Genomic DNA, 23,961 nt, shown 5'->3' with positions numbered 1-23,961 from the left:
TGGCTTAATTGGTGTACTGCGCACCGGCAACCGGCGACTCGACGAATGGTGGGCCCCCCCGGACTTGAACCGAGAACCAAGGGATTATGAGTCCCCTGCTCTAACCGATTGAGCTAGAGGCCCGCGTCGACGGCGGCGGCGTGCAACGTATTGTGCCAGCGTCGGACGGGCGATCAGGGAGCATTGGCGGGATCAGGCGGCACTGCGTTGATCCGGGCGTGGCGGGCGGCGCGGCGGGTCTGGCCGGGGCCGTGGCCGTGGACTTTCTTGAAGGCGCGGCGGAACGCGGCTTCGGTCTGGTAGCCGAGCTGCTCGGCGATCGTCGCGGCGCTGTGTCGGGGATCGCCGAGCAGGCGCCGGGCTTCGGTCATGCGCCACTCGGTCAGGTACTGGTACGGGCTGACGCCGAGCACCGCGTGGAAATGCTGGGCGAACGCGGTGCGCGACTGGTGCGCCAGGGCCGCCAGCGCGGCGACGGTCCAGGCGCGGCCGGGCTCGAGGTGCAGGGCTTCGAGCACACGGGCCAGGCGGGGATCGACCAGTGCGGCGATCAGGCCGCGCCGCTCCGGGCTGGCGGCAATGTGCTGGCGCAGCGCCATGACGAACAGCGCGTCGGCCAGCTTGTCGAGCACCAGCTGGCGACCGAACGAGGCGTGCCGCGCCTCGTGCGCCATCAGCCGGGCGAGATGGCGGAACTGCGGCTGGCTGTCGTCGTGGCGCACGACGATCCACGCGGGCAGCGCGTCGAGCACCGGGTTGCGGCGGCCGCTGGCGAACTCGAACTCGCCGCACAGGATCGCGGTGCGGCGCTGCGCCGCCGGGCTGTCGTCGGCCTCGCAGTCCGGCGGGCTGCGCAGCGTGTGGGCGGCGCCGTGCGGGAACATCACCAGATCGCCGGCCTGCAGTTCGATGGCGCCGCCGCCCTGCGGCAGGTCGACCACGCAGACGCCTTCGTCGATCAGGTGGAAGGTGCCGATCGGCGTCGCCGGTTCAGGCTCGATGAAGCGGCCGCAGTACTGGGGGTTGTCGCTGATGCGGGCGCGCAGCGCATGGGCGCCGAGCACGGCGGCGAACGCGGTTTCGGCGGAGCGATCGAGCATGGGCTGGGCGATCTTCGACAGCAGCGGGGCGGCACGGCGCGCCGCTGCACCGTACAGGAAATGGCGGCGCCGGCGCTTGTCGGCCCCGCAGCGACGGCCGGCGGGTAGCGCCGCGAATCCGCTGCCGCCGCCGTGCCGTAAGCGCATTTGCGGTTTGGCATCCATTACAGTTTCCGCCACGCGCCGCTGCGGCGCTGCTACCCGATCGAGGATCAAGACTGATGAGCATCAACAAGAAGCCGCTGACCGTGGTGCTGGGCACCGCGATGGCCCTGACCGGCGCCGCCGCCCATGCCGGCAGCCTGTTCCAGGTCAGCGACCTCGGCGCCGGCTACATGGTGGCGGCGGCCGGTGACGACAAGAAAGCCGAACACAAGTGCGGTGAAGGCAAGTGCGGCGGCGAGAAGAAGACCGACGACAAGAAGACCGAGCACAAGTGCGGCGAAGGCAAGTGCGGCGGCACGCCGAAGCCGAACTGAGCGCGTCGCGCTGATGGGCGCAGCGGCCGGCCCGGCAGCGGCGCTGCCCGCTGCGGTGCAGGGCGCCGGTCTGGGCCTGCGGCGCGAGCTGCTGGCGCCGCTGGCGACGGTCGAACCCGGAGCGATCGGGTTTCTCGAGGTCGCCCCGGAGAACTGGATGGCGATCGGTGGCCGGCTCGGCAAGCAGTTCCGGGCCTTCACCGAGCGCTTCCCGTTCGCCTGCCACGGCCTGAGCCTGTCGCTCGGCGGCCCGGCGCCGCTGGACGAGGGGCTGGTCCGGGCGATCGGCCATTTCCTCGATCGCCACGGCATTGCCGATTACAGCGAGCACCTGAGCTGGTGCAGCGACGACGGCCACCTGTACGACCTGGCGCCGATCCCGTTCACCGACGAAGCGGTGCGCCATGTGGCTGCCCGCATCGTGCGCGTGCAGGACATTCTCGAGCGGCGCATCGCCGTCGAGAACGTCAGCTATTACGCCGCCCCCGGCGCGCAGCTCAGCGAGCTGGCGTTCATCAACGCGGTGGTGGCGGAAGCGGGCTGCGACCTGCTGCTCGACGTCAACAACATCCACGTCAACAGCATCAACCACGGCTACGACGCCGCCGCCTTCCTCGACGGCCTGCCGCTCGATCGCGTGCGCTATCTGCACGTGGCCGGCCATTACATCGAGGCACCGGACCTGCGCATCGACAGCCACGGGGCGGATGTCATCGCGCCGGTCTGGGCGCTGCTGGCGCAGGCCTATGCCCGCTGCGGGCCGCTGCCGACGCTGCTGGAGCGCGATTTCAACATTCCGCCGCTCGCCGACCTGCTGGCGGAAATCGCGCAGATCCGCCGCCTGCAGGCAGAGGCCGCAACACCCGGTGCGATCGCCCGTGGCTGAGGCCGATCACCGGCAGGCGCTGCAGGCCGCGTTCGCCGCCCGTCTGCGCGATCCCGGTGCGCATCCGCTGCCGGCCGGCATCGACGACCGGCGCATGGCGGTCTACCGCGAGCTGTTTTTCGGCAACCTGCTGGGCCTGCTCGGCAATGCCTTCCCGGTGCTGCGGCGGCTGCACGACGACACCGCCTGGACCGCGCTGGTCGGCGATTTCTTCCGCAGCCATCGCGCCCGCACGCCGCTGTTCCACCGGCTGCCGGAAGAGTTCGTCGACTGGCTCACCGACGTGCGCCCGCCCGCCCCCGGCGATCTGCCGTTCCTCGCACAGCTGGCGCACTACGAATGGGTGGAGCTGGCCCTGTCCACCGCCGAAGATCCGCCGCCGGAAACCTTGCAGGTGCACCCGCAGGCCAGCCTGCTGGACGTGCCGCCAAGGCTTTCGCCGCTGTCGTGGACGCTGGCCTATGACTGGCCAGTGCATCGCATCGGCCCCGATTTCATCCCGACCGCGCCAAGCGGCCAGCAGACCTGTCTGGTGGTCTACCGCGATGCCCAGGACGAGGTGCGTTTCCTGGAGATCAACGCCGTGACCGCGCGCCTGCTGACCCTGGCCGACGAGCAGCCGGAAGCCACCGGCGCCGATCTGCTGGTCCAGATCGCCGAGGAGCTGGAACATCCGGACGTCGACGAAGTGCTCGCCGCCGGCGCCGAGATCCTCGACCAGCTGCGCGCGCGCGGCATCCTGCTCGGCAGCCGTCGCTGCTAGCCGATTCGCCGCCGCCGCATGCGGCACCATAGGCATCCCTCCGATTCGCGATGCCGATCCCGATGCCCCGCTACCGCAGCCTGTTCCTCAGCCACGGCGCGCCGACGCTCGCCATCAGCCAGCACCCGGCCAACGCCTTCCTGCGCGCGCTCGGCCAGACGCTGGACAAGCCGAAAGCGGTGATCGTGGTGTCGCCGCACTGGATGACGCGCGGCTTCCCGGTGAAGCAGGCCGATCGCTACCAGGCCTGGCACGACTTCAACGGCTTCCCGGCCGAGCTTTACCAGCTGCAGTACCCGGCCGGTGGCGACGCGGCGCTGGCCGACCGCGTGCAGGCCGCGATCGGCGCGGCCGGCCTGCCGACGGCCCGCGACAGCCAGCCGCAGATCGACCACGGCGTCTGGGTGCCGCTGCTGCTGATGTGGCCGGCGGCCGATGTGCCGCTGGTGCAGGTGTCGATTTCCACCGGCGACGCCGCCGCTCACTGGGCGCTGGGCGAGGCGCTGAAGCCGCTGCTCGATGCCGACGACGGCCTGCTGCTGATCGGCAGCGGCAGTCTGGTGCACAACCTGCGCGAGATCGAACCGGAATACGCGCCGGCGCCTGAGTGGTCGCGCGCCTTCGATGGCTGGATCAGCGCGCGGCTGCACGATGCCGATCGCGCAGCGCTGCTCGACTATCGCCGCCAGGCGCCGAACGCCGCCCGCGCGCATCCGACCGATGACCACCTGATGCCGCTGTTCACTGCCGCAGCCGGCGGCGGCGGCCCGGCGAACAAGCTGCACGAAAGCTTTTCCTACGGCGGGCTCAGCATGTCGGCGTACGGCTGGCCGGCCACCGCCGCCGGCTGACCGCCGATCGGCGTGCCGGGCGCCCTGAACAGCGCGCGGGCAGGCGGGTCGGGAACTTTCACCCCGCTGCCACGGGTCGCATGCCCATGCCTTGCCGCTGTCCGCCAGACCTGCGCTGCCACCACACGCCGCCGCCATCCGCCGCGCGGGCGCTGGCCGCGCTGCTGGTCGCCGCCCAGATCGGCGGCTGCGCGGCCACTGCGCCCGGCGTCGATGACCCGGCCGCCGGCACCGGCCTGCGCCTCAAGGCCGACAGCGCGCTGCAGCGCCGGGTGATCGATCGCGACCCGCTGCTCGACGGCGCCGTGCAGTACGCGGCGCCCGCGCAATGGCTGAACTACGACGCCCGCTACTCGTTGCAGCCGGTGCTGCCGGCGCAGGCCTCGGACGGCGTGCGGCGCGACATCGCCGTGGCGCCGACGCAGCTGCTGGGCAGCGAAAGCCTGCGCCAGAACCTGCGCCTGGCGCTGCCGTTCCTGCTCGACCAGCCGCTGCGGCTGGAGGCCGAAGACCAGTACCGCGGCCTGCTCGGCGCGCAGGCCCCCACCGTGAGCCGCAGCGCGCAGCTGCAATGGGCGCCGGCACCGGTGGCGCTGGGCCTGCGTTGGACAGCCGACGACGGCATCGCCGCCAGCACGCCGCTGCAATGCCAGCTCGATGGCTCGGTGGAACTGCCGGCCGCGCTGCTGACCGGCCGCGATGGCGATGCGCTGCGCTTCGCCGGCCGAGGCTGCCGGGCGCAGTCGGCCGAGCGCGGCCTGCCGGAAGCGCTGTCGGTGGCCAGCTATTCGGCCCGCTGGCAACGCCGGCAGCGCAACGCCGACAGCAGCCTGCACCTGCTGATGATCGAGCCGGCCGCGCATCCGCAGTTCGCCGACAGCCACACGGCACCCGGCTACGAACTGGGCCTCAGCCGCGCCCAGCGCTGGCAGCGCTGGACGGCGCAGTCCAGCGTGGCGCTGCGCCACACCGGCAGCAGCCTGACCAGCAGCCCCGGCAGCGGCCTTGCCGGCACAGCCGAACGCGGCGAGCCGCTGGACTGGAGCGCCAAGGCGACCCTGCGCACCGAGCTGCCGCAGGCCACGGTATCGGCCAGCTACCAGCGCGCCGCCGACCCGCTGTGGTTCCTGCCGGGCATGGCGGCGATCGGCAACAGCTTCGAATTCGGCTTAGGCCTTGATCGCTGGATCGCCCGCCAGCTGACGATGCCGAACGTCGGCCTCGGCATGGTCTGGCGGCGCAGCGACAGCACGCGCGCCGGCCTGCCGGCCGACCAGTCGCTGATCTGGACCTTCACGCTGCAGCACTGACGCGCTGCGGACCGGGGCCATCGCCCTGCCGCGCCGCGATCTCCCGGCAGACGTCGGCAGGCGCCGGCAGACCCTGCGATACAATCGCCGCCCCGCCAGTTCCCCGCGCCTTCCTCAGGCTGCCTGCTGCCATGACCGCTGTTTCCGAATCCACCGGCGCGCTTGCCGAAGCCGCCGCGCTGCGCCGTACCTTCGCGATCATTTCGCACCCCGACGCCGGCAAGACCACGCTGACCGAAAAGCTGCTGCTGTTCGGCGGCGCGATCCAGCTGGCCGGCACCGTCAAGGGCCGCAAGGCGACGCGCCACGCGACGTCCGACTGGATGGCGCTGGAACAGCAGCGCGGCATCTCGATCACCACCTCGGTGATGCAGTTCCCGTACAACGGCAAGATCGTCAACCTGCTCGACACGCCGGGTCACGAGGACTTCAGCGAAGACACCTATCGCACGCTGACGGCGGTCGACTCGGCGCTGATGGTCATCGACGCCGCCAAGGGCGTGGAGCCGCGCACCATCAAGCTGATGGAGGTCTGCCGGCTGCGCGACACGCCGATCATCACCTTCATCAACAAGTTCGACCGCTTCGGCCGGCCGCCGCTGGAACTGCTCGATGAAGTCGAGAAGGTGCTCGGCCTGGCCTGCACGCCGATCACCTGGCCGCTGGGCATGGGCACCGAGTTCAAGGGCGTCTATCACCTGCTCGAAGACCGCTTCTACCTGTACAGCGGCGACAAGCACCGGGTGTCGGACATCGAGACCGTCGACGGCCTGCACGCGCCGGGTCTGGCCGAGCGTTTCGGGCCGGTGTATCAGACCCTGCTCGACGAGATTGAACTGCTGCAGATGGCCGGCACCGCGTTCAATCTTGAGGACTACCGGGCGGCGAAGCTGACGCCGGTGTTCGTCGGCTCGGCGATCAACAACTTCGGCGTCCGCGAACTGCTCAACGGCTTCGTCGACTGGGCGCCCGGCCCGCTGCCACGCGCCGCGACCATCGGCGGCGAAACGCAGGCCATCGAACCGACCCAGCCGAAGTTCAGCGGCTTCGTGTTCAAGATCCAGGCGAACATGGACCCGAAGCATCGGGATCGCGTCGCCTTCCTGCGCGTCTGCTCCGGCGTCTACAAGAAGGGCATGAACCTGCACTCGGTGCGCCTCGGCGGCCCGGTGCGCATCAACAGCGCGCTGACCTTCATGGCCAGCGACCGCGAAGCGGTGGAGGAAGCCTATCCGGGCGACATCATCGGCCTGCACAACCACGGCACCATCGCCATCGGCGATTCGTTCACCGAAGGTCAGGCGCTCAACTTCACCGGCATCCCGAACTTCGCGCCCGACCTGTTCCGCCGCGTGATCCTCAAGGACCCGCTGAAGTCCAAGCAGCTCAACAAGGGGCTGGATCAGCTCTGCGAGGAAGGCGCGACCCAGGTCTACCGGCCGATCACCAACAACGACGTGATCCTCGGCGCGGTCGGCGTGCTGCAGTTCGAAGTGGTGCAGTACCGGCTGCGTGACGAGTACTCCGTGGAGTCGATCTTCGAAGCCGCCACGGTCTCCACGGCGCGCTGGGTGTCCTGCGACGACCCCAAGAAGCTCAAGGAATTCCGCGACAAGAACGAAGTCCGCCTGGCCATCGACCACGCTGGCTATCTGGTCTATCTGGCGTCATCGAACGTCAACCTGCAGATGACCAAGGAACGCTTCCCGGATATCCGCTTCCTCGATACCCGCGAGCAGGGCGCGGCGACCGAGCGCAGCTGAGGCTCAAGGCGCGCGTCAGCTGCCGCGCACCGCCGCCTCGATCGCGGCGACGTCGATCTTCTGCATCGTCATCATCGCGGCGAAGGCCCGTTGGGCGATCTCGCCGCCAGCGGCCATCGCCTCGGTCAGCGCACGCGGGGTGATCTGCCAGGACAGGCCCCAGCGGTCCTTGCACCAGCCGCAAGCGCTTTCCGCACCGCCGTTGCCGACGATCGCGTTCCAGTAGCGATCGGTTTCGGCCTGGTCCTCGGTGGCGATCTGGAACGAGAACGCCTCGCTCTGGCGAAAGGCGCTGCCGCCGTTCAGGCCGAGGCAGGGAATGCCGCAGACGGTGAACTCCACGGTCAGCACCTGACCGGCACGGCCGCCGGGGAAATTGCTCGGCGCACGAAAGATCGGGCCGACCACGCTGTCGGGGAAAGTGCGGGCGTAGAACTCGGCGGCGGCTTCGGCGTCCTGCTCGTACCAGAGGCAGATGGTGTTTTTCGGCATCGTCGGGTTCCTGGTCTTCCGGCCGCGTGTCGGCCCGCCTGCCGATCATGGACCGCTGCCCCGGCGCTGGCGAATGCACCCGCAAATGCGCGGGCTTGCATTCGGCAGGCGCGATCGGCAGCATATCGTTCATATATAAACGACATGCGTAACAATCATGAAAGGATCCGGAAGACTGAAGCAGATCGCCGACAGCACGCCGCGCATGCAGCGGGCGCTGCCGGAGCTGCTGATGCCCGGCACGGTGATGGTCCGCCTGCTGCGGGCCACCGGATTCGGGCTCGGCAACTACTTCGAACCGGTGTTCCGGTCGCTGGGCCTGACCGAGAACACCTTCCACGTGCTGTGCCTGTTGCTGGCCAGCGAATCTGGCACCGCCTCGCCCGGCGAGCTCAGCGAAATGGTCGGCACCAGCCGCGCCAACATGACCCGGCTGCTGGAGGAACTGGTGGAGGACGGCCACGTGGCCCGCAGCATCGATCCGCGCGACGCGCGCCGCCATGTCATCTCGATCACGCCGGACGGCCGGGCCAAGGCCCTTGAAGCCGCGCCGCAGCTGCGCGAGCCGATCGAGAACGCGTTTTCCGATCTCGATGCCGAGGAATTCGCGCTGCTCGAACGGGTGCTACGCAAGCTGATCGTGTCGCTCGACAAGCCGCCGCGGTCACTGCGCGCGGCGGCCTGAGCGCCGCCCATCTTTCTTCATCGGCGGGATCGGCCACCAGCGCCGGCTCCCGCTGCCACAGGCGCGACAGACGCCTTTTGCCGCATCACGGGAGGACGTGCGATGGACGAGCAGACCAAGATTTTCTATCAGAAGCTGTCGATCTTCATGGGGCCGATCTTCGTCACGACCTTCGTGATCTTCTGGGCCTGGCTCGGCCACAACCTGCCGCCGCCGCATCCGGACTGGCCGGCACAGGCGTTCACCGATCGCTACGTCAGCCATCTGACCGAGATCCGCGTCGGCTTCCTCGTCGCGCTGATCACCATCTGCTTCTACCTGCCGTGGACCGGCTACGTGACCGCGCGGATGAAGCGCATCGAGACCGGCCCCTATCCAGTACTGGCCTACACGCAGCTGCTCGGCGGCTGCCTGACGGTGATGGTGGTGTCGATCAGCATGTGGTGCTGGGTGGTGGCCGCGCAGCGCCCGGAGCGGGCACCGGAAATGACCCAGATGCTGACCGACGCCGGCTGGCTGATGAACGACACCGTGTACATGTGCACGACCCTGCAGATGTGGGCACTGGCGCTGTGCGTGCTGCACGACAAAAAGGCGAAGGTGCCGGTGATGCCGAACTGGGCATGCTACCTGACGATCTTCTGCGGCGCCACCTTCTTCCCGGCCAGCCTGACCGCGATCCTGCGCAACGGCCCGTTCGCCTACGACGGCCTGATCGGCTTCTGGGTGCCGTACCCGGCCTGGCTGATCTGGATGTTCGTCGCCAGCTACTACCTGTTTGGCGATCTGAAGCGCCGGGTCGAGGTCGGCGAAGGCGAGGCACTGGCCGCCGAGCCGATCACCGGCGGCCTGCGCCCGGCTGCGGGTGTCGCCCGGCAGTCGATCAGCTGAGCCGTTCGATCGCCGTGCATCCGCAATCCGCAGCGGTCGCGCCGCGCATCCGGCATCTGCCCGGCGTCGAAGGCGTATGGGTGTTCGTCTATGCCGACATGGCGGTGTTCGCGCTGATGTTCGGCTGCTTCATGTGGGATCGGCATCAGGCGCCGGCGCTGTTCGAGGCCTCGCGTCAGGCGCTGAATCTGGACTTCGGCGGGATCAACACACTGATCCTGCTGAGCAGCTCGATGCTGGTGGTGCTCGGCGTCGATGCGCTGAAGCACGGCCGCGCCGCACTGGCACCGCGCTACTTCGGCAGTACCGCGGCCTGCAGCGTCGCCTTCATCGTCTCGAAGATCCTCGAATACGGGCAGAAGTTCGACGCCGGCATCGGTCTGACCAGCAATGCCTTCTTCCAGTACTACTTCATCATGACCGGGCTGCATCTCGGCCATGTCGCGGTCGGCACCGTGATCGTCGCGGTGCTGGCCGTGAAGTCACGCGGCGTGCAGGCCGGCGACAGCATCGCGCTGTACGAAGGCGGCGCCACCTACTGGCACATGGTCGACCTGCTGTGGGTCTGCATCTTCCCGCTGCTGTACCTGGTGCGCTGACACGATGAGCCGCGCTGTCCGCTCCGTGCTGGCCGTCTGGCTGCTGCTGATGGCGAGCACCGCAGCCTCGACCTGGTGGTTTGCCCAGCCGCTGTTCTCGCCGGTAGCCGGCACGCTCGCGGTGATGCTGATCGCGACGATCAAGGTGGTGCTGGTGATGTCGCACTTCATGGAACTGCGCGGCGCACCGCGCCCGTGGCAGATCGCCGGTGCGGTCTGGGTGGTCGCCGCGGCCGGCACCGTGATCGGCATCTATCTGATGTAGCGGCCCGCCCGCACGAACCAAGGCTCAGAAGCCCGGGCCGAGGCTCTTCACGAAGCGGTGCAGCCCGCGCTTCACGCGGTTGTGGAAGCCCGGATCGACGTACGGCGCCAGGGTCAGCGCGATCTGTTCCAGACCGTGGGCGATCGCCGCCGGGCTGACCCGGGCATCGACACGGTAGTGCTCGGCATGGCGCGGCCAGCCGTTCCACAGCACCCACATGTTCTCGGCCAGGTTCTTGCAGTCGGTCGCCGTCGCGCCGATCGGGCCCGGGTGGTGCTTGACCACGTTGCGGATGATCCGGTTGATCCAGTCGATGCTGGCGATCGTGAACTTGCGGTAGTCGCTTTCCAGCTCGGCATTGCCGGTGGTCAGCTCCAGCGCCGACGCCACCATGAAGCGGTAGCGCCACAGCACCAGCGCGCCGTTCGAGTAGTAGCCGACCAGCCGCTCGACATCGACGACTTCATCGGCGTCCAGCGCCAGCGTCTGGCTCAGCTCGTCGTGCAGGCGCAGCAGGATCTCGTGAACGATCGCCTGCATGTTGCCGAAGTGGTAGTACAGGTTGCCCGGACTGATCCCCAGATGCTCGGCGATCTGGGTGGTGCCGATCACGGTGCCGCGCGTGTTCATCAGCTCGATCGCGGCCTCGACGATCCGCTCCCGATTGCCGGCCGGCCGGGTCCGCGTCGGCCGTTTCGACGGCCCGGACGATTCCTGCAGCAGCACATCCGGCGTGGTCATCCGCGTCGCTTCCTTCAGTCACTGATCGCCTGTTTTCACCCAGAGCTTGACATGGCGCCAGTAATAGACGAAAACCTCTAATAGACGAATTACTCTAAACAACGTCGAACGTTGCTCGGTACCGCGCGAGGAGAACGCATGGTGGCTGGACTGGCAGGAAAGCGCGTCATTGTCACGGGCGCGGCAACCGGCATTGGCCGCGCCTGCGCGCTGCGGCTGCTCGATGCCGGCGCCCATGTGGCGCTGTGGGATCGCAATGTCGAAGCACTCGGCGACACGCTGAACGCGGTCGCCGACCGCTCCGCGACCGCACTGGCCGTGGAGGTCGATGTCAGCCGGGCCGACTCGGTCAGCGCAGCATTCAGCCGCACCGTCGCCGCGTTCGGCGGCGTCGATGCCGCCTTCAACAACGCTGGCATCGGTGCGCCCTCGCTGCCGATCGAAGCGATCGACGAGGCCGATTACGACGCCGTACTCGGCGTCAATCTGAAAGGCGTCTGGCTGTGCATGCGCGAGCAGATCCGCCACTTCAAGGCGCATGGCGGCGGCGTGATCGTCAACAACGCCTCGGTGGCCGGCCTCGTGGCGCTGGCCACGCAGGCGGCCTACTGCGCGGCCAAGCATGGTGTCATCGGGCTGACCAAAGTGGCCGCCGTCGAAGGCGCGGCCGCCGGCATCCGGGTCAATGCGATCTGCCCGGGCGCAGTGCAGACGCCGATCCTCGCCCATCTCGAAAAGGCCGGCATCGACCAGCAGGTGCTGGCCTCGATGTCACCGCAGAACCGCATCGCCGACCCGCGCGAGATCGCCGAGGTCGTGCAGTTCCTGCTGTCCGAGGCATCGAGCTTCATCACCGGTGCCGCCGTTCCCGTGGACGGTGGCTGGAGCGCGCAATGAGCAACGAGGAAGCGACGATGAGCGAGGCGGCAGTAGCCGGGGTTCCCGGCGGAGACTGGTGCGGCGCCGATCCCTTCGAAGCCGGCTTCCGGGACGATCCCTACCCGGCGCTGCACGGCCTGCGCGACCGCGATCCGGTCAACCTGACGCCGGTCGGCACCTGGCGGATCAGCCGCTATGACGACGTGGCCAAGGTGTTCCGGCAGGCCAAGACCAGCATGACGCTGTCGAACGGCGAATCGCCGAACTTCGACCCGCTCGACAAGCGCGGCAGCTTCCTCGAATTCATGCTCAACAAGGACGATCCCGAGCACCTGCGGCTGCGCCGGCTGGCGATGCTGACCCTGAATGCGAAGACCGCGCGGCTGATGGAGGACGAGGTCCGGCTGACTGTGACCGAGGCGATGGATGCCGCACTGGCGCGCGGCGGCATGGATATCGTCCCGCACATGGCGCACAACGTGCCGTCGCGGATGGTCTGCAAGATCATGGGCATCCCCGAGTGCGACCGCGAGAAGTTCAACGAATGGACGGCCGCGCGCACCAACGCCTTCTTCGCCAAGTTCCTGCCGCCCGAGGTCCAGCAGCGCACCCGCGATGCCGGCGAGGCGATGGCCGACTACTTCGAAGCGCTGCTGCCGGAGCGGCGAAAGAATCTCGGCGATGACCTGATCAGCACCATGATCCGCGCCAACGACGACGCCGATCAGCTCAGCGACGACGCGCTGGTGATCCAGGCGATCGGCATCATCATCGCCGGCTACGAGACCACGATCGGGCTGATCGGCAACGGCATGCGCGCGCTGATCGACCATCCGGCGCAGATGCAGAAGCTGCGCGAGCGGCCGGAGCTGATCGACAACGCGGTCAACGAATGCCTGCGCTACGACACCCCGATCCTGTTCAACTGGCGGGTGCTCAGCGAGCCGTTCGAGATCGGCGGCAAGACGCTGCCGGCCGATGCGGTGATCTGGCAAATGCTGGCCGCCGCCAACCGCGATCCGGCGCGCTTCGAGGACCCAGACCGCTTCGACATCGAGCGCAAGGATGTCGCCCACCAGTCCTTCGGCGGCGGCATGCACCACTGCGTCGGCAATGCACTGGCGCGCATGGAAGCCCGCCACGCCTTCGGCGCCTTCGTCGAACGCACCCGCGGCCTGCGCATCGAGAAGGGCAGGCTTGAATGGTCGCACTCGTTCTTCCGGGTGATGGCCTCGCTGCCGATCAGCTTCCACTAGATCCACCCGGGCATGCGCCCGCTCGCACGCGGCGGACGCAGCACCACCGACACTGCGAATGGAGAGAGACGAGATGAGCCAACCGACGCTTGAAACCCGCTGGCTGATGACCCTGCGCGGCAGCATTCCGCAGCCGGTGGTGGTGTCGCCGTCGCTGATGATCTTCAACGTGCTCGATGCCCGCATCGAAAGCCCGACGCTCAATGCCAAGGTGCTGGCACCGAGCGGCGACTGGGTGCAGGTGCAGGAGAACGGCAACTGGAAGCTCGACGTGCGGCTGCTGATGGAGGCCGACGACGGCGCGCCGATCTACACGCACTACAGCGGCGTGCTGCGGATGAACGAGTCGCTGGCCCAGCGCATCGCCAGCGGCGAGGAGATTCCGGGGGACCAGCTGTACTTCCGCAGCGCGCCGTACTTCCAGACGCCGTCGAAGAAGTACGCCTGGCTGAACAGCATCCTGGCGATCGGCAAGATGCGCAGCTTCGGCGGCGGCAACGTCGTCTACGACATCTTCGAAGTGCTGTGAAAACGGCGCGCGACCCGCGGGTGCTGATCATCGGCGCCGGCATGTCCGGCCTGCTGATGGCGATCAAGCTGATCGAGGCCGGGTTCCGGAATTTCCAGATCGTCGACAAGGCGCCCGAGATCGGCGGCACCTGGCGCGAGAACACCTATCCGGGCATCGGCTGCGATGTCGCCGCCCACTACTACACCTACCAGGGCGTGCCGAATCCGGACTGGAGTACGCGGCTGCCGCAAGGCGCGGAGATCCAGCAGTACCTGCTCGGCGTGGTCGAGCAGCACGACCTGCGCCGGCACATCGCCTTCAACCGCGAAGTGGCCGGCGCCGATCACGACGGCCGCAGCTGGACAGTGCGCTTCAAGGACGGCGAGGTGCAGCGCGCCGATTTCGTCGTGGCCTGCTGCGGCCTGCTGCATCACCCACGCTATCCGGACATTCCCGGCCTGAAGGACTTCCAGGGCGCGATGTTCCACTCGGCGCGCTGGGACCATTCGGTACCGCTCGATGGGAAGCGCGTCGGCGTCATCGGCACCGGCTCGACCGGCGCACAGATCATCTCCAAGCTGGCGCAGCGGCCGCTGCAACTGAAGGTGTTCCAGCGCACGCCGCAGTGGATCTTCCCGCTGCCGGATCGCCGCTATTCCGGCCTCGAGAAATCGCTGCTGCGGCTGTTCCCGTGGATTGCCCGGATTATCCACCACAGCTACCGCGTGGCTTTCGAGAACCTGTTCGCTGCAGCGGTGATCAAGCCTTGCTGGCAGCGCCGTCTGATGAGCCGGCTGTGCAAGTGGAATCTGACGAAGGTCAAGGACCCGGTCCTGCGCCAGAAGCTGACGCCGGACTTCGAGCCGCTGTGCAAGCGCCTCGTGATGAGCACCGAGTTCTATCCGGCGATCCAGCGGCCCAACGTGCAGCTGATCGTTGACGACATCGATCACATCGCGGCGCGCGGCGTGGTGACGAAAGATGGCGTGCTGCACGAGGTCGACGTGCTGGCGCTGGCTACCGGCTTCGACGCCCATGCCTATTTCCGCCCGCTGGAACTGCGCAATGCCCAGGGCCAGACCCTGAGCGAGGCCTGGAAGGACGGCCCCTACGCGCTGCGCACGGTGGCGGTGCCGGGCTTTCCGAACTTCTTCTTCACGCTCGGCCCGCAGAGCCCGATCGGCAACTTCTCGGCGATCAGCATTTCCGAAACCCAGATCCACTACATCCTGCGCTGCATCGAACTGGTCCGCAGCGGCCGCTGCCAGACACTGAGCCCGAAGGCCGAAGCCACCGACCGCTTCAACGCCTGGATCCGTTCGGCGATGCCGGACACCATCTGGGTCACCGGCTGCCGCAACTGGTACATGAGCAAGAACGGCGTGCCCTCGGCCTGGCCATTCAGCGGCGCCCGCTTCCGCCGCGAACTGCGCGAACCGGACCTTGCCGAGTTCGAGACCGCCGCCTGACCGCAACCCGAGAACCCTGATGAACAACCAGCGTGTGGTGCTGGCGAGCCGCCCGAAAGGCGCGCCCCGCCTTGAGGATTTCCGCGTCGAAACGGTGCCGGTGCCGGAGCTTCAGGACGGCGAGGTGCTGATCCGGACGCTGTACCTGTCGCTCGATCCGTACATGCGGATGCGGATGAGCGATGCCAGTTCGTATGCCGATCCGGTGCGGATCGGTGACGTCATGCACGGCGGCACGGTGGGCCGGGTGCTGGCCTCGCGGCGCGCCGGCTTCGCGGCCGGCGATCTGGTCACCGGCTACACCGGCTGGCAGAGCCTGGCCACCAGCGACGATCCGACGCTGACCCGGCTGCCGCGCGGCATGGCCCAGCCCTCGCTGGCGCTGAGCCTGCTCGGCATGCCCGGCTTCACGGCCCATTACGGCCTGCTGCAACTTGGCCAGCCGAAGCCCGGCGATACCGTGGTCGTGGCTGCGGCCACCGGCGCGGTCGGCTCGGTGGTCGGCCAGATCGCCAAGCTCAAGGGCTGCCGCGCCGTCGGCATCGCCGGCGGTGCCGACAAGTGCGCGTATGCAGTGCGCGAACTCGGCTTCGATGCCTGTCTCGACCATCAGGCACCGGGCTTCGCGGCCGATCTCGCTGCCGCCTGCCCCGGCGGCATCGACGTCTACTTCGAGAATGTCGGCGGCGACGTGCTGCGCACCGTGCTGCCGCTGCTCAAGGACTTCGCGCGGATTCCGCTGTGCGGCCTGATCGCCTGGTACAACGGCGACCGCTCGGCCCGACCGCTGCTGGCCGCCGAAGTGCTGCCGACCCTGCTGGTCAAGCGCGTGCAGATGCAGGGTTTCGTGATCATCGACCACTACGCCACCCACCATCAGGCCTTCCTGCGCGACATGCAGGGCTGGCTGGCCGACGGAAAGATGCGCTTGCGCGAGGACGTGGTCGACGGGCTTGATCAGGCTCCGGCTGCGTTCATCGGCCTGCTCGAAGGCCGCAACTTCGGCAAGGTGGTGGTACGGGTCGCCGCCGACGAGCCGGCGCGCTGAAGGCCGACACATGGTGCGGATCACCTTCATCGATGCCGACGGGACGGCGCAGCCGGTCGAGGCCACGATCGGCCAGTCGCTGATGCAGGCGGCCATCGACCACGGCGTGCGCGGCGTGGTCGCCGAATGCGGCGGCGCCAGCGTCTGCGGCACCTGCCACTGCCATATCGACGAGGCCTGGCTCGGCGCCACCGGCCCGGCCAGCGATGACGAGCAGGCGCTGATCGCCTACTCCGAGCACCTGCGCCCGAACAGCCGGCTGGGCTGCCAGGTGTCGGTCACGGCTGCGCTCGACGGTCTGGTGGTGCGGGTGCCGCCGTCGCAGCCCTGAGCTGAGCGGGCGCGCGGCCGTTACCGCGCCTTCAGCGCCTCGCCGTCGAACACCACGCCGGCCCAGCCGCTGCGCATGAAGTTGCGGATGTTGGCGTGGTCCTGCGCTTCCGGGTGCTGCAGCACATCGTCCCGGTAGTAGCGGCCGAAGCAGGCCAGGGTTTCCGCTTCGCTCAAGCCATGCAGCTTGCCGAACGCAAGGATCTTGCAGGAGCCGGCGTTCTGGCCGGCGGCGTTGCTGACCTCGCCATTGCGGAAAGCGGTCGGCGTGTAGTCGTGGTGGGCGTCGATCGCGGCGAGGGTGTCGGCGAATTCGATCTGCTCGGGCGTGGCCCGCAAACGCTGGAGAAAGGCGGTCAGCGACATGTCGGCTGGGGTGGGGAATGGCTGCGCAGTGTAGCGGCGCGGCGGTCCGGTCCGACCCTCGCACCGGACTGCTTCCGGCACGCGGCCCTCCCTTTCGGGAGGCGCGCGCGCCCGGCCGCCACGCTCTAATCCGGCCACGACAGACCGAGGCCCCTCGCCCACGAGCGAGAGCCCGCCAGCGAGGAGCCGCCGATGAGTGCACAGACCGAAAGCCAGCCCAAGTCCGCCAGCGCGGCGACCTACCGCGACCCGAAGCGCTACGCCTACCTGCTGGTGCCGTTCTGGGTGCTGTCACCGCTGCTGAGCATCTATCTGGCGATCAGCACGGGTCACGCCGCCTGGTACTGGCTGGTGATCGTGCTGACCTACCTTGTGTTCCCGGTGCTCGATTTCGACGCGCTGATCGGCCGCGACACCCGCAACCCGCCGGAGTCGCTGGTGCCGAGGCTGGAGGAGGACCGCTGGTACCGGGTGATCACCTATGTCGCCGTGCCCTGCCACTACGTCACGCTGTTCGTCGGTGCCTGGACGGTGGCGACCCAGGAGCTGTCGATGCTGTCCTACATCGCGGTGGCCTGGTCCTGCGGCCTGATGAACGGCTTCGCCGTCGCCACTGCCCACGAGCTGGGCCACAAGAAGGGTGGGCTGGAGCGCTGGCTGTCGAAGATCTGCCTGGCCACCGGCTGCTACGGCCAGTACATGATCGACCACAACCGCGGCCATCACCGCGATGTGGCCACGCCCGAGGATTCCGGCAGCGCCCGCTTCGGCGAGAACTTCTGGGGCTACATGTTCCGCCGCCAGCTGCCGCACAGCACCCTGTTCCGGCCCTGGCAGCTGGAGAAGGAGCGGCTTGCCCGCAAGGGCATGGGGCCGTGGACACTGCAGAACGAGTTCATCCAGCCGATGCTGATCAGCGCCGTCACCTACGGCGTGATTGTCGCGCTCTGGGGCTGGCCGGTGGTGCCGTACCTGATCGCGGTGGCCTTCATCGCCTACCTGTTCCTGGCGCTGGCCGATTACATTGAGCACTACGGCCTGCTGCGCGAAAAGCTGCCGGACGGCCGCTATGCCCGGGTCCGTCCAGAGCATTCGTGGAACACCGACCACGTCGCTTCGAACGTCATCTTCTGGAACGTGCAGCGGCACTCCGATCACCACGCCTGGCCGACCCGCCGCTACCAGTCGCTGCGCAGCTTCGAGCAGGTGCCGAACATGCCGACGGGCTATCCCGGCATGTTCGGCATCGCCCTGATTCCGCCGCTGTGGCGGGCGATCATGTACCCGCGGGTGCTGGCCTTCCACGGCCATGACCTGACCCGAATGAACGTCGACCCGGCGCGGCGCGAGGCCCTGATGCGCCGCTATCACCAGCCAACGGCGGTGCCGGTGGTGGTGGCAGCCGACGGTGCGGCCAGCCGCCGCCAGGGCCACGTAATCGCGGCACGGGCTGGCACCGCACCGCGCCATCAATGTCCGGGCTGCGGCTACGTCTACGACGAGGCACGCGGTGATCCTCCGCAGGGATTCGCACCGGGCACGCCGTGGCGGGCGATCCCGGCCGCATGGCAGTGCCCGGACTGCGCGGTCCGCGATAAGGTGGACTTCCTGCGCCTCTGAACCGCCGCGATCCGAGGCCCCGGTCCGCCGACGAACGCCAGCCGGAACCGCCACCGATGTCGACGCCCTGCCCGCCTGCCTCGCGCTATCTGCCTGCGGAGCGGCGGGCGCTGCCGGCCGCCTTCTTCGGCGGGCGGCGGCCGGTGGTGTCGGTCAGCGCGCCGGCCGGCTACGGGAAATCCTCGCTGCTGGCGTTCTGGCAGCACCAGCTCGCCGCCCAGGGCTGGCGGATCGTGGCGCTGACCGTGGATGCCGACGATCGCGACGGCGACCGCCTGATCATCGACCTGCTGCACGCCTTCGCGCCGGCCGATGCCCAGCGCTCGCAGATGCTGCTCGGCGGCCTCGGCGAGCAGGGCAAGCGCGCGGTGATCCTGGCGCTGCTGGCCGAGCTGTCGATCAGCACCAACCGCACGGCCCTGTTCATCGACGACATCCACGGGCTCGGCGAGGGTGTGGCCGACGCCACGCTGCGGCTGCTGATCGCCCAGCAGCCGGACACCCTGGCCCTGGTACTCAGCGGCCGCAGCAACAGCACGATGCTGGCCGCCGAGGCGCTGCTCGACGGCCGCCTGCATGCTTACGGCCCGGCCCAGCTGGCGTTCAACGACGCCGACGTCGCCGAGCTGCTGGCCCAGTACGGCCTGCCGGCGCGCCAGCCGCTGGTGCGCAGCATCATCGACCGCACCCAGGGCTGGCCGGCCGTGGTGCGCCTGCTGGCGATGACCCTGCACGGCGACGACCAGCACCAGGACGCGTTCCTCGACAGCATGGTCGAACGCCGGCAGGCGCTGACCGACTACCTCAGCGAGGTGCTGCTGGCCCGGCTGCCGCCGCGCAGCGCGCGCTTCCTGGTCGGCATTTCGCTGTTGCGCCGCTTCAACCTGCCGCTTGCCGCCGCCGTCACCGGCATGGACGACGCGGCGCGGCTACTCGACGATCTGGAACGCCGGGCGTTGCCGCTGAACGCCAGCAGCGATCCGGCGATGCCGCATGCGCTGCACCCGCTGGTACGCGACTTCCTGCTGGCGCGGCTGCGCCGCGAAGAGCCGGACTACCTGACCGAAGTGGCCGCGCGGGCACGCGCCTGGCTGGAAAGCCAGCAGCGGATCGACAGCGCGATCGATCTCAGCCTCGACATCGGCGATGTCGACGGCGCGGTCGGCCTGATCGACCGCTACGCCCGATCGGCGGCGCGCCACTACGGTCGCCACGCCACCTTCCTGTACTGGTGCAACAAGATTCCGCCGGCGCAGCTGCGCCGCTTCCCGCGCATCCAGGTGATCCGCGTCTGGTCGCTGAACGTGATCCGCCGCTACGCCGAGGCCGAACGGCTGCTGGTCGAGCTGCAGCTGCAGGCCTCCGATCCGGCGCTGCAAGCACGGGACGGCGGCATCGACGCCGAGGAGATCGACGAAATCGTCGAGCTGGAACAGTGCGTGCAGATGGTGCTCCGCGATCGCTGGATCAACCTGGCCGCGAAGGTGCGGGTCTGGCTGACGCGCTGGCCGGCGGCCGATGCCCTGCATCGCGGCATGGCCCACACGATGATCGGCTGCGGCGATCTGGCGGCCAGCGCGTTCGCCCCGGCGATCGACAGCCTCCGTCTCGGCCGGCAGCTGATGAGCGACTGCAACGCCCACTACGTCGTGGCCTGGGCGAACATGTGGCTGATCGCCGCGCTGATCAAGCAGGGCCAGTACCGCAGCGCGCTACACGAGTGCGAGGCTGCCGCCGGCCATGTCGCCGCGCAGCTGGGCGGCCAGACGCCGGCCGGGCTGATGCTGCATTCGCTGCGCGCCCTGGTCCTCTACGAACTCAACCGCCTCGACGAAGCCGGCGCAGCGCTGGAGCACGGCCTGACGGCGCTGATCGAGCAGAGTTCGGTGGACGCCATGATCACCGGCCACGTCACGCTGGCGCGGCTGCAGAACGCCCGCGGCACGCCGCTCGATGCGCTGGAGACGCTGGCCGAAGGCGAAATCCTGGGCTGGGCGCACGGGCTGCCCCGGCTGGCCATCGCCGCAGCCGCCGAGCGCACCAGCCTGCTGCTGCGGCAGGGCGAGATCGTCCAGGCCACCGAGGTCTGGCGCGATCTGAAGGAAGCGGTGCGGCAGCGCGCGCCGGGCGAAGGCGATCTGGTGCTGCGCGACAAGGATCGCCGCATCGAAGCGCGGCTGGCGCTGGCGCGCGGCGCCTGGAACCTGGCCATCGAGCTGCTCGAACCGGCGCTGGACAAGGCCGTGGCAACCGGCCAGCGCCGCAAGCAGGTCGAGCTGCTGGTGCTGCAGGCGATCGCCGCCTACAGCCTGCCGGCGCCGGAGCGGGCCCTGGCGCTGCTGCGGCGGGCGCTCGATCTAGCGATGCCGCAGGCCTATGTCCGGGTGTTCGCCGACGAAGGCGCGCCGATGCTGGCGCTGCTCGTCCGCTTCGAAGCTGCGCTGGCTGGCCCATCCCGGGGCGCGCTGCGCGAATACATGCGGCAGCTGATCGACGCCACGCGCAGCCAGGCCTCGGAGGGCGTACCGGCGGTCGACAGCGCCGGCATGCTGCAGGCGCTGACCCGCCGCGAGATGCGGATCCTGCGGCAGCTGCCGTCGAGCCTGTCGAACCGCGAACTGGCCGACGTGCTGTTCATCACCGAAGGCACGCTGAAATGGCACCTGAAGAACATTTACAGCAAGCTCGGCGTCGCCAGCCGGGTGGCGGCGATCGCCGTGAGCCGGCAGCACGGCCTGCTGGACTAGCGGCCTGAGACCACGGCCCGGACGCGCCGTCCGAATGCCGCGACAGGCGTCTGCGCTGCCCCCGGATGACCGCCGGAAATCGCAACAATGCATTGCTTTCGGCGGTGATTCTCGATGCCGACCGCGCTTCCTACGATGTGCCCTGCCAGCCGCCCTCCCTTTCCACCGGCTGCACGGAGCCACGTCATGAAACTGTATGCCCACCCGCTGTCCGGCCATTCGCACCGCGCGGTGCTGTTCCTGTCGCTGCTCGGCGCGCCGGCGGAAATCATCGAAGTCGATCTCGCCAGCGGCGCCCACAAGCAGCCCGCGTTCCTGAAGATCAACCGCTTCGGCCAGGTGCCGGTGCTGGTCGATGGCGCGACCACCATCGCCGATTCCAACGGCATCCTCGTCTATCTCGCGAAGAAGCTCGGCCGCACCGATTGGCTGCCGGAGTCGCCCGCAGAAGCCGCCGCCGTGCAGCGCTGGCTGTCGGTGGCTGCCGGGCAGATCGCCTTCGGACCGGCCGCCGCGCGGCTGATCACCGTGTTCGGTGCCAAGTTCAACGCCGAGGAAGTGATCGCCCGCGCTCACGCGGTGCTGACGCTGATCGATGGCGAACTGGCCGGGCAGCCGTGGATCACCGGCAGCCGGCCGACCATCGCCGACGTCGCGCTGTACAGCTATATCGCCCGCGCGCCGGAAGGCAATGTCGATCTCGCCGGCTATCCGCAGCTGCGCCAGTGGCTGGCGCGGATCGAGGCGCTGCCCGGTTTCGTGCCGTTCGCACGCACGCCGGTCGGGCTGGCGGCCTGAGCCGCGTTCGCAGCGCAAGGAGATCGCCATGGAAATCCTGGAGAAACCGGCCGCCGCCTCGCCCTGGCATGCCGGCGAGCTGGCCATGCAGCACAGCGTCGGCGTCGTCGAGCGGATGGCGGAGATCGGCCCGAGGGTGATCCGCGATCACCTGATCGACCAGCACCGCGCCTTCTACCCGCTGCTGCCGTTCGTGGTGCTCGGCGCGGTCGATCCCGAAGGCCGGCCGTGGGCGACGCTGCGCGCCGGCCGGCCGGGCTTCTTGCAGTCGCCCGATCCGCAGACCTTGCAGGTGGCGACGCCGCGCGATGCCGGCGATCCGGCCGAGCGCGGCATGAACGATGGCGACGGCCTCGGCCTGCTCGGCATCGACCCGCGCAACCGCCGTCGCAATCGCATGAACGGCGTGCTGCGGCGGTCGTCCGATCAGGGCTTCGAGATCGGCGTGGTGCACAGCTACGGCAACTGCCCGCAGTACATCCAGCTGCGCGAGCCGGCATTCACTCGCGAGCCGGGCACGCCGAGCCCTCAGCCGGTCCGCGTGCTGGACCGCCTCGACGACGCGGCGCGGGCGCTGATTGCGGCTGCCGATACCTTCTTCGTCGCCTCCTACCACACGCCGGCCACCGGGCCGAAGCAGGTCGACGTATCGCATCGCGGCGGCAAGGCCGGCTTCGTGCGGGTTGGCGACGACGGCGTGCTGACCGTGCCGGACTTCCCCGGCAACCTGTTCTTCAACACGCTCGGCAACCTGCACCTGAACCCGCGCGCCGGGCTGGTGTTCGTCGATTTCGCCAGCGGCGACCTGCTGCAGCTCAGTGGCACGGTCGAGATCCTGCTCGATGCGCCGGAGCTGGCGACCTTCCAGGGTGCGGAACGGCTGTGGCGGTTCACGCCGGAGCAGGTCGTTCACCGCCCGCAGGCGCTGCCGCTGCGGCTCGAATTCCAGCCCGATGGCTGGTCGCCGAACGCGCTGATGACCGGCAGCTGGGAAGCCTCGGCGCTGGCGCTGAAGGCGTTGCAGAAGGCCGGCCAGTGGCGGCCGTTCCGGGTGGCGTCGGTGACGGATGAAAGCAGCGTGATCCGCTCGCTGACCCTGGTGCCGGACGATGGCGACGGCACCGTGCCGAACCTGCCCGGCCAGCATCTGCCGATCCGCATCCGGCCAGCCGATGGCGATGCGCCGCTGTTGCGCACCTATACCTTGTCGAGCGCGCCGTCGGATGCGGCCTACCGGATCAGCGTCAAGAAGGAAGGCCGGGTGTCGTCGCGGCTGCACCAGTTGCAGATCGGCGATGTCATCGAGGCGCGGGCGCCGGCCGGCGCGTTCACCATCGACGCCGGTGATCGCCGGCCGGTGGTGATGCTGGCGGCCGGCGTCGGCATCACGCCGATGATCGCGATGCTGCGCCATCTGGTCCACGAAGGTTTCAGGCTGCGCCGCATGCGGCCGATGTGGCTGTTCCAGTCGGCGCGCAGCAAGGCCGAGCGGGCCTTCGACCATGAGATCAATGAACTGGTCGCCCGTTCCGGTGGCGCGCTGCGCGTGGTGCGGCTGCTGTCGTCGGCCGAGGGCGCGGTGGCCGGCCGCGATCACGACATCGTCGGCCCGTTCACCGTGCAGCACCTGCGCGAGCGGCTGCCGTTCGACGACTACGACTTCTACCTCTGCGGCCCGCCCGGCTACATGCAGGCCTGCTACGACGGCCTGATCGGCTTGAACATCGCCGACGCGCGCATCCACGCTGAAGCTTTCGGACCGGCCTCGCTGCAGCGGCGGGCCGATCCTGCGCTCCCGGCCGTACCGACCATGGCGGCGGCGCGCGCGCCGGTGGCGGTCACCTTCCTGCGCTCGGGCAAGGAAGCGCGCTGGATGCCGGACGGCGGCAGCCTGCTGGAACTGGCCGAAGCGCGCGGCATCGATGCGCCGTTCTCCTGCCGCGCCGGCAGCTGCGGCAGCTGCGCCACCCGCATCGTCGGCGGCCAGGTGGCGCTGACCCGTGCACCCGGCTTCGCGGTACCGCCCGGCCAGGCGCTGATCTGCTGCTCGGTGCCGGCCGCCACGGCCGATGGCGAGGTCGGCCGGCTGCAGCTGGATCTCTGATCGGCGCA

At 69.0% G+C, this 23,961-nt stretch carries 24 protein-coding genes and 1 tRNA gene; 20 read left to right on the top strand and 5 right to left on the bottom strand.

Annotated elements, in window-relative coordinates:
- Nucleotides 1–46 precede the first annotated feature (46 nt).
- Together ACTIGJ_RS18025 and ACTIGJ_RS18020 are read right to left on the bottom strand one after the other, a co-directional pair.
- Nucleotides 47–123 (bottom strand) — tRNA-Ile (locus ACTIGJ_RS18025).
- 50 nt (nucleotides 124–173) lie between these two features.
- Entirely contained in the window at nucleotides 174–1,247 is a 1,074-nt protein-coding gene (locus tag ACTIGJ_RS18020; protein WP_439641713.1) for an AraC family transcriptional regulator, read from the bottom strand.
- A 74-nt stretch (nucleotides 1,248–1,321) separates the two neighbouring features.
- Between ACTIGJ_RS18020 and ACTIGJ_RS18015 the strand changes: the two genes are divergently transcribed.
- From ACTIGJ_RS18015 to ACTIGJ_RS17990, 6 genes are all read left to right on the top strand, one after another.
- Nucleotides 1,322–1,579 (top strand): HvfA family oxazolone/thioamide-modified RiPP metallophore, encoded by a 258-nt coding sequence (locus ACTIGJ_RS18015; protein ID WP_439641712.1) that lies wholly within the window; start codon nucleotides 1,322–1,324, stop codon nucleotides 1,577–1,579.
- A gap of 13 nt (nucleotides 1,580–1,592) precedes the next feature.
- Nucleotides 1,593–2,465 (top strand): HvfB family MNIO-type RiPP peptide maturase, encoded by an 873-nt coding sequence (locus ACTIGJ_RS18010; protein WP_439641711.1) that lies wholly within the window; start codon nucleotides 1,593–1,595, stop codon nucleotides 2,463–2,465.
- Nucleotides 2,458–3,228: an HvfC family RiPP maturation protein gene (locus ACTIGJ_RS18005; RefSeq protein WP_439641710.1), complete on the top strand. Its 771-nt coding sequence runs from the start codon at nucleotides 2,458–2,460 to the stop codon at nucleotides 3,226–3,228. Before ACTIGJ_RS18010 ends, ACTIGJ_RS18005 begins: the two co-directional genes overlap by 8 nt.
- Before the next feature lie 50 nt (nucleotides 3,229–3,278).
- The gene (locus ACTIGJ_RS18000) at nucleotides 3,279–4,079 is read left to right on the top strand and encodes a DODA-type extradiol aromatic ring-opening family dioxygenase (protein WP_439641709.1); all 801 of its coding nucleotides are present in this window, start codon (nucleotides 3,279–3,281) and stop codon (nucleotides 4,077–4,079) included.
- 80 nt (nucleotides 4,080–4,159) lie between these two features.
- Entirely contained in the window at nucleotides 4,160–5,389 is a 1,230-nt protein-coding gene (locus tag ACTIGJ_RS17995; protein WP_439641708.1) for a hypothetical protein, read from the top strand.
- 131 nt (nucleotides 5,390–5,520) lie between these two features.
- Nucleotides 5,521–7,152 carry a peptide chain release factor 3 gene (locus ACTIGJ_RS17990; RefSeq protein WP_439641707.1) on the top strand — a complete coding sequence of 544 codons (1,632 nt, stop codon included), beginning with the start codon at nucleotides 5,521–5,523 and terminating at the stop codon, nucleotides 7,150–7,152.
- Between the two features lie 15 nt (nucleotides 7,153–7,167).
- Here the strand turns inward: ACTIGJ_RS17990 and ACTIGJ_RS17985 are convergent, their stop codons facing one another.
- The gene (locus tag ACTIGJ_RS17985; RefSeq protein ID WP_439641706.1) at nucleotides 7,168–7,644 is read right to left on the bottom strand and encodes a VOC family protein; all 477 of its coding nucleotides are present in this window, start codon (nucleotides 7,642–7,644) and stop codon (nucleotides 7,168–7,170) included.
- 157 nt (nucleotides 7,645–7,801) lie between these two features.
- On the opposite strand from ACTIGJ_RS17985, the gene ACTIGJ_RS17980 reads away from it, so the two are divergent.
- The 4 genes from ACTIGJ_RS17980 (at nucleotide 7,802) to ACTIGJ_RS17965 (ending at nucleotide 10,084) form a co-directional block, all read left to right on the top strand.
- Nucleotides 7,802–8,329, top strand: coding sequence for a MarR family winged helix-turn-helix transcriptional regulator (locus ACTIGJ_RS17980; protein WP_439641705.1), 528 nt, complete (start codon nucleotides 7,802–7,804; stop codon nucleotides 8,327–8,329).
- A 102-nt stretch (nucleotides 8,330–8,431) separates the two neighbouring features.
- Nucleotides 8,432–9,220, top strand: a complete 789-nt coding sequence (locus ACTIGJ_RS17975; protein ID WP_439641704.1) for a hypothetical protein — start codon at nucleotides 8,432–8,434, stop codon at nucleotides 9,218–9,220.
- Between the two features lie 14 nt (nucleotides 9,221–9,234).
- A complete protein-coding gene (locus tag ACTIGJ_RS17970; RefSeq protein WP_439641703.1) occupies nucleotides 9,235–9,819 on the top strand; it encodes a cytochrome c oxidase subunit 3 in 585 nt (194 codons plus the stop codon).
- A 4-nt stretch (nucleotides 9,820–9,823) separates the two neighbouring features.
- Entirely contained in the window at nucleotides 9,824–10,084 is a 261-nt protein-coding gene (locus ACTIGJ_RS17965; protein WP_439641702.1) for a cytochrome C oxidase subunit IV family protein, read from the top strand.
- A gap of 24 nt (nucleotides 10,085–10,108) precedes the next feature.
- On the opposite strand, the gene ACTIGJ_RS17960 is transcribed toward ACTIGJ_RS17965, so the two are convergent.
- Nucleotides 10,109–10,825 (bottom strand): TetR/AcrR family transcriptional regulator, encoded by a 717-nt coding sequence (locus tag ACTIGJ_RS17960; RefSeq protein WP_439641701.1) that lies wholly within the window; start codon nucleotides 10,823–10,825, stop codon nucleotides 10,109–10,111.
- 138 nt (nucleotides 10,826–10,963) lie between these two features.
- On the opposite strand from ACTIGJ_RS17960, the gene ACTIGJ_RS17955 reads away from it, so the two are divergent.
- The 6 genes from ACTIGJ_RS17955 to ACTIGJ_RS17930 all read left to right on the top strand — a co-directional run bounded on the left by ACTIGJ_RS17955 (nucleotide 10,964) and on the right by ACTIGJ_RS17930 (nucleotide 16,319).
- Nucleotides 10,964–11,722 carry an SDR family NAD(P)-dependent oxidoreductase gene (locus ACTIGJ_RS17955; protein ID WP_439641700.1) on the top strand — a complete coding sequence of 253 codons (759 nt, stop codon included), beginning with the start codon at nucleotides 10,964–10,966 and terminating at the stop codon, nucleotides 11,720–11,722.
- On the top strand, nucleotides 11,719–12,960 hold the full coding sequence (locus tag ACTIGJ_RS17950; protein ID WP_439641699.1) for a cytochrome P450: 1,242 nt from the start codon (nucleotides 11,719–11,721) through the stop codon (nucleotides 12,958–12,960). The genes ACTIGJ_RS17955 and ACTIGJ_RS17950 overlap by 4 nt, the downstream gene beginning before the upstream one ends.
- Before the next feature lie 73 nt (nucleotides 12,961–13,033).
- Nucleotides 13,034–13,489, top strand: coding sequence for a DUF3237 domain-containing protein (locus ACTIGJ_RS17945; RefSeq protein WP_439641698.1), 456 nt, complete (start codon nucleotides 13,034–13,036; stop codon nucleotides 13,487–13,489).
- On the top strand, nucleotides 13,486–14,940 hold the full coding sequence (locus tag ACTIGJ_RS17940) for a flavin-containing monooxygenase (protein WP_439641697.1): 1,455 nt from the start codon (nucleotides 13,486–13,488) through the stop codon (nucleotides 14,938–14,940). The genes ACTIGJ_RS17945 and ACTIGJ_RS17940 overlap by 4 nt, the downstream gene beginning before the upstream one ends.
- A gap of 19 nt (nucleotides 14,941–14,959) precedes the next feature.
- Nucleotides 14,960–15,988 (top strand): NADP-dependent oxidoreductase, encoded by a 1,029-nt coding sequence (locus ACTIGJ_RS17935; protein ID WP_439641696.1) that lies wholly within the window; start codon nucleotides 14,960–14,962, stop codon nucleotides 15,986–15,988.
- 10 nt (nucleotides 15,989–15,998) lie between these two features.
- On the top strand, nucleotides 15,999–16,319 hold the full coding sequence (locus ACTIGJ_RS17930; RefSeq protein ID WP_439641695.1) for a 2Fe-2S iron-sulfur cluster-binding protein: 321 nt from the start codon (nucleotides 15,999–16,001) through the stop codon (nucleotides 16,317–16,319).
- Between the two features lie 20 nt (nucleotides 16,320–16,339).
- On the opposite strand, the gene ACTIGJ_RS17925 is transcribed toward ACTIGJ_RS17930, so the two are convergent.
- Nucleotides 16,340–16,684, bottom strand: coding sequence for a HopJ type III effector protein (locus tag ACTIGJ_RS17925; RefSeq protein WP_439641694.1), 345 nt, complete (start codon nucleotides 16,682–16,684; stop codon nucleotides 16,340–16,342).
- 192 nt (nucleotides 16,685–16,876) lie between these two features.
- Here ACTIGJ_RS17925 and ACTIGJ_RS17920 point away from each other — a divergent pair, with 192 nt between their 5' ends.
- From ACTIGJ_RS17920 to ACTIGJ_RS17905, 4 genes are all read left to right on the top strand, one after another.
- On the top strand, nucleotides 16,877–18,304 hold the full coding sequence (locus ACTIGJ_RS17920; RefSeq protein WP_439641693.1) for a fatty acid desaturase: 1,428 nt from the start codon (nucleotides 16,877–16,879) through the stop codon (nucleotides 18,302–18,304).
- A gap of 56 nt (nucleotides 18,305–18,360) precedes the next feature.
- On the top strand, nucleotides 18,361–21,051 hold the full coding sequence (locus tag ACTIGJ_RS17915) for a LuxR C-terminal-related transcriptional regulator (protein WP_439641692.1): 2,691 nt from the start codon (nucleotides 18,361–18,363) through the stop codon (nucleotides 21,049–21,051).
- Nucleotides 21,052–21,237: 186 nt separating this feature from the next.
- Nucleotides 21,238–21,849, top strand: a complete 612-nt coding sequence (locus ACTIGJ_RS17910; protein ID WP_439641691.1) for a glutathione S-transferase family protein — start codon at nucleotides 21,238–21,240, stop codon at nucleotides 21,847–21,849.
- Between the two features lie 28 nt (nucleotides 21,850–21,877).
- Nucleotides 21,878–23,953, top strand: coding sequence for a 2Fe-2S iron-sulfur cluster-binding protein (locus tag ACTIGJ_RS17905; protein ID WP_439641690.1), 2,076 nt, complete (start codon nucleotides 21,878–21,880; stop codon nucleotides 23,951–23,953).
- Nucleotides 23,954–23,961 lie beyond the last annotated feature (8 nt).

The sequence above is a fragment of the Nevskia sp. genome (assembly GCF_051860985.1).
Taxonomy (GTDB): domain Bacteria; phylum Pseudomonadota; class Gammaproteobacteria; order Nevskiales; family Nevskiaceae; genus Nevskia.
Note: the sequence above shows the minus strand (reverse complement) of the source record. Positions and strands in the feature narration are given on the sequence as shown.

What these genes read in the sequence shown, in the direction of transcription:
- ACTIGJ_RS17920 (WP_439641693.1), top strand. Translation starts at nt 16,877, where the DNA reads ATGAGTGCACAGACCGAAAGCCAGCCCAAGTCCGCCAGCGCGGCGACC.
- ACTIGJ_RS17925 (WP_439641694.1), bottom strand. Translation starts at nt 16,684, where the DNA reads ATGTCGCTGACCGCCTTTCTCCAGCGTTTGCGGGCCACGCCCGAGCAG.
- ACTIGJ_RS17955 (WP_439641700.1), top strand. Translation starts at nt 10,964, where the DNA reads ATGGTGGCTGGACTGGCAGGAAAGCGCGTCATTGTCACGGGCGCGGCA.
- ACTIGJ_RS17960 (WP_439641701.1), bottom strand. Translation starts at nt 10,825, where the DNA reads ATGACCACGCCGGATGTGCTGCTGCAGGAATCGTCCGGGCCGTCGAAA.
- ACTIGJ_RS17965 (WP_439641702.1), top strand. Translation starts at nt 9,824, where the DNA reads ATGAGCCGCGCTGTCCGCTCCGTGCTGGCCGTCTGGCTGCTGCTGATG.
- ACTIGJ_RS18000 (WP_439641709.1), top strand. Translation starts at nt 3,279, where the DNA reads ATGCCGATCCCGATGCCCCGCTACCGCAGCCTGTTCCTCAGCCACGGC.
- ACTIGJ_RS17975 (WP_439641704.1), top strand. Translation starts at nt 8,432, where the DNA reads ATGGACGAGCAGACCAAGATTTTCTATCAGAAGCTGTCGATCTTCATG.
- ACTIGJ_RS17990 (WP_439641707.1), top strand. Translation starts at nt 5,521, where the DNA reads ATGACCGCTGTTTCCGAATCCACCGGCGCGCTTGCCGAAGCCGCCGCG.
- ACTIGJ_RS17995 (WP_439641708.1), top strand. Translation starts at nt 4,160, where the DNA reads ATGCCCATGCCTTGCCGCTGTCCGCCAGACCTGCGCTGCCACCACACG.
- ACTIGJ_RS18015 (WP_439641712.1), top strand. Translation starts at nt 1,322, where the DNA reads ATGAGCATCAACAAGAAGCCGCTGACCGTGGTGCTGGGCACCGCGATG.
- ACTIGJ_RS17985 (WP_439641706.1), bottom strand. Translation starts at nt 7,644, where the DNA reads ATGCCGAAAAACACCATCTGCCTCTGGTACGAGCAGGACGCCGAAGCC.
- ACTIGJ_RS18020 (WP_439641713.1), bottom strand. Translation starts at nt 1,247, where the DNA reads ATGCGCTTACGGCACGGCGGCGGCAGCGGATTCGCGGCGCTACCCGCC.
- ACTIGJ_RS18010 (WP_439641711.1), top strand. Translation starts at nt 1,593, where the DNA reads ATGGGCGCAGCGGCCGGCCCGGCAGCGGCGCTGCCCGCTGCGGTGCAG.
- ACTIGJ_RS17945 (WP_439641698.1), top strand. Translation starts at nt 13,034, where the DNA reads ATGAGCCAACCGACGCTTGAAACCCGCTGGCTGATGACCCTGCGCGGC.
- ACTIGJ_RS17905 (WP_439641690.1), top strand. Translation starts at nt 21,878, where the DNA reads ATGGAAATCCTGGAGAAACCGGCCGCCGCCTCGCCCTGGCATGCCGGC.
- ACTIGJ_RS17950 (WP_439641699.1), top strand. Translation starts at nt 11,719, where the DNA reads ATGAGCAACGAGGAAGCGACGATGAGCGAGGCGGCAGTAGCCGGGGTT.
- ACTIGJ_RS17915 (WP_439641692.1), top strand. Translation starts at nt 18,361, where the DNA reads ATGTCGACGCCCTGCCCGCCTGCCTCGCGCTATCTGCCTGCGGAGCGG.
- ACTIGJ_RS17910 (WP_439641691.1), top strand. Translation starts at nt 21,238, where the DNA reads ATGAAACTGTATGCCCACCCGCTGTCCGGCCATTCGCACCGCGCGGTG.
- ACTIGJ_RS17980 (WP_439641705.1), top strand. Translation starts at nt 7,802, where the DNA reads ATGAAAGGATCCGGAAGACTGAAGCAGATCGCCGACAGCACGCCGCGC.
- ACTIGJ_RS17935 (WP_439641696.1), top strand. Translation starts at nt 14,960, where the DNA reads ATGAACAACCAGCGTGTGGTGCTGGCGAGCCGCCCGAAAGGCGCGCCC.
- ACTIGJ_RS17930 (WP_439641695.1), top strand. Translation starts at nt 15,999, where the DNA reads ATGGTGCGGATCACCTTCATCGATGCCGACGGGACGGCGCAGCCGGTC.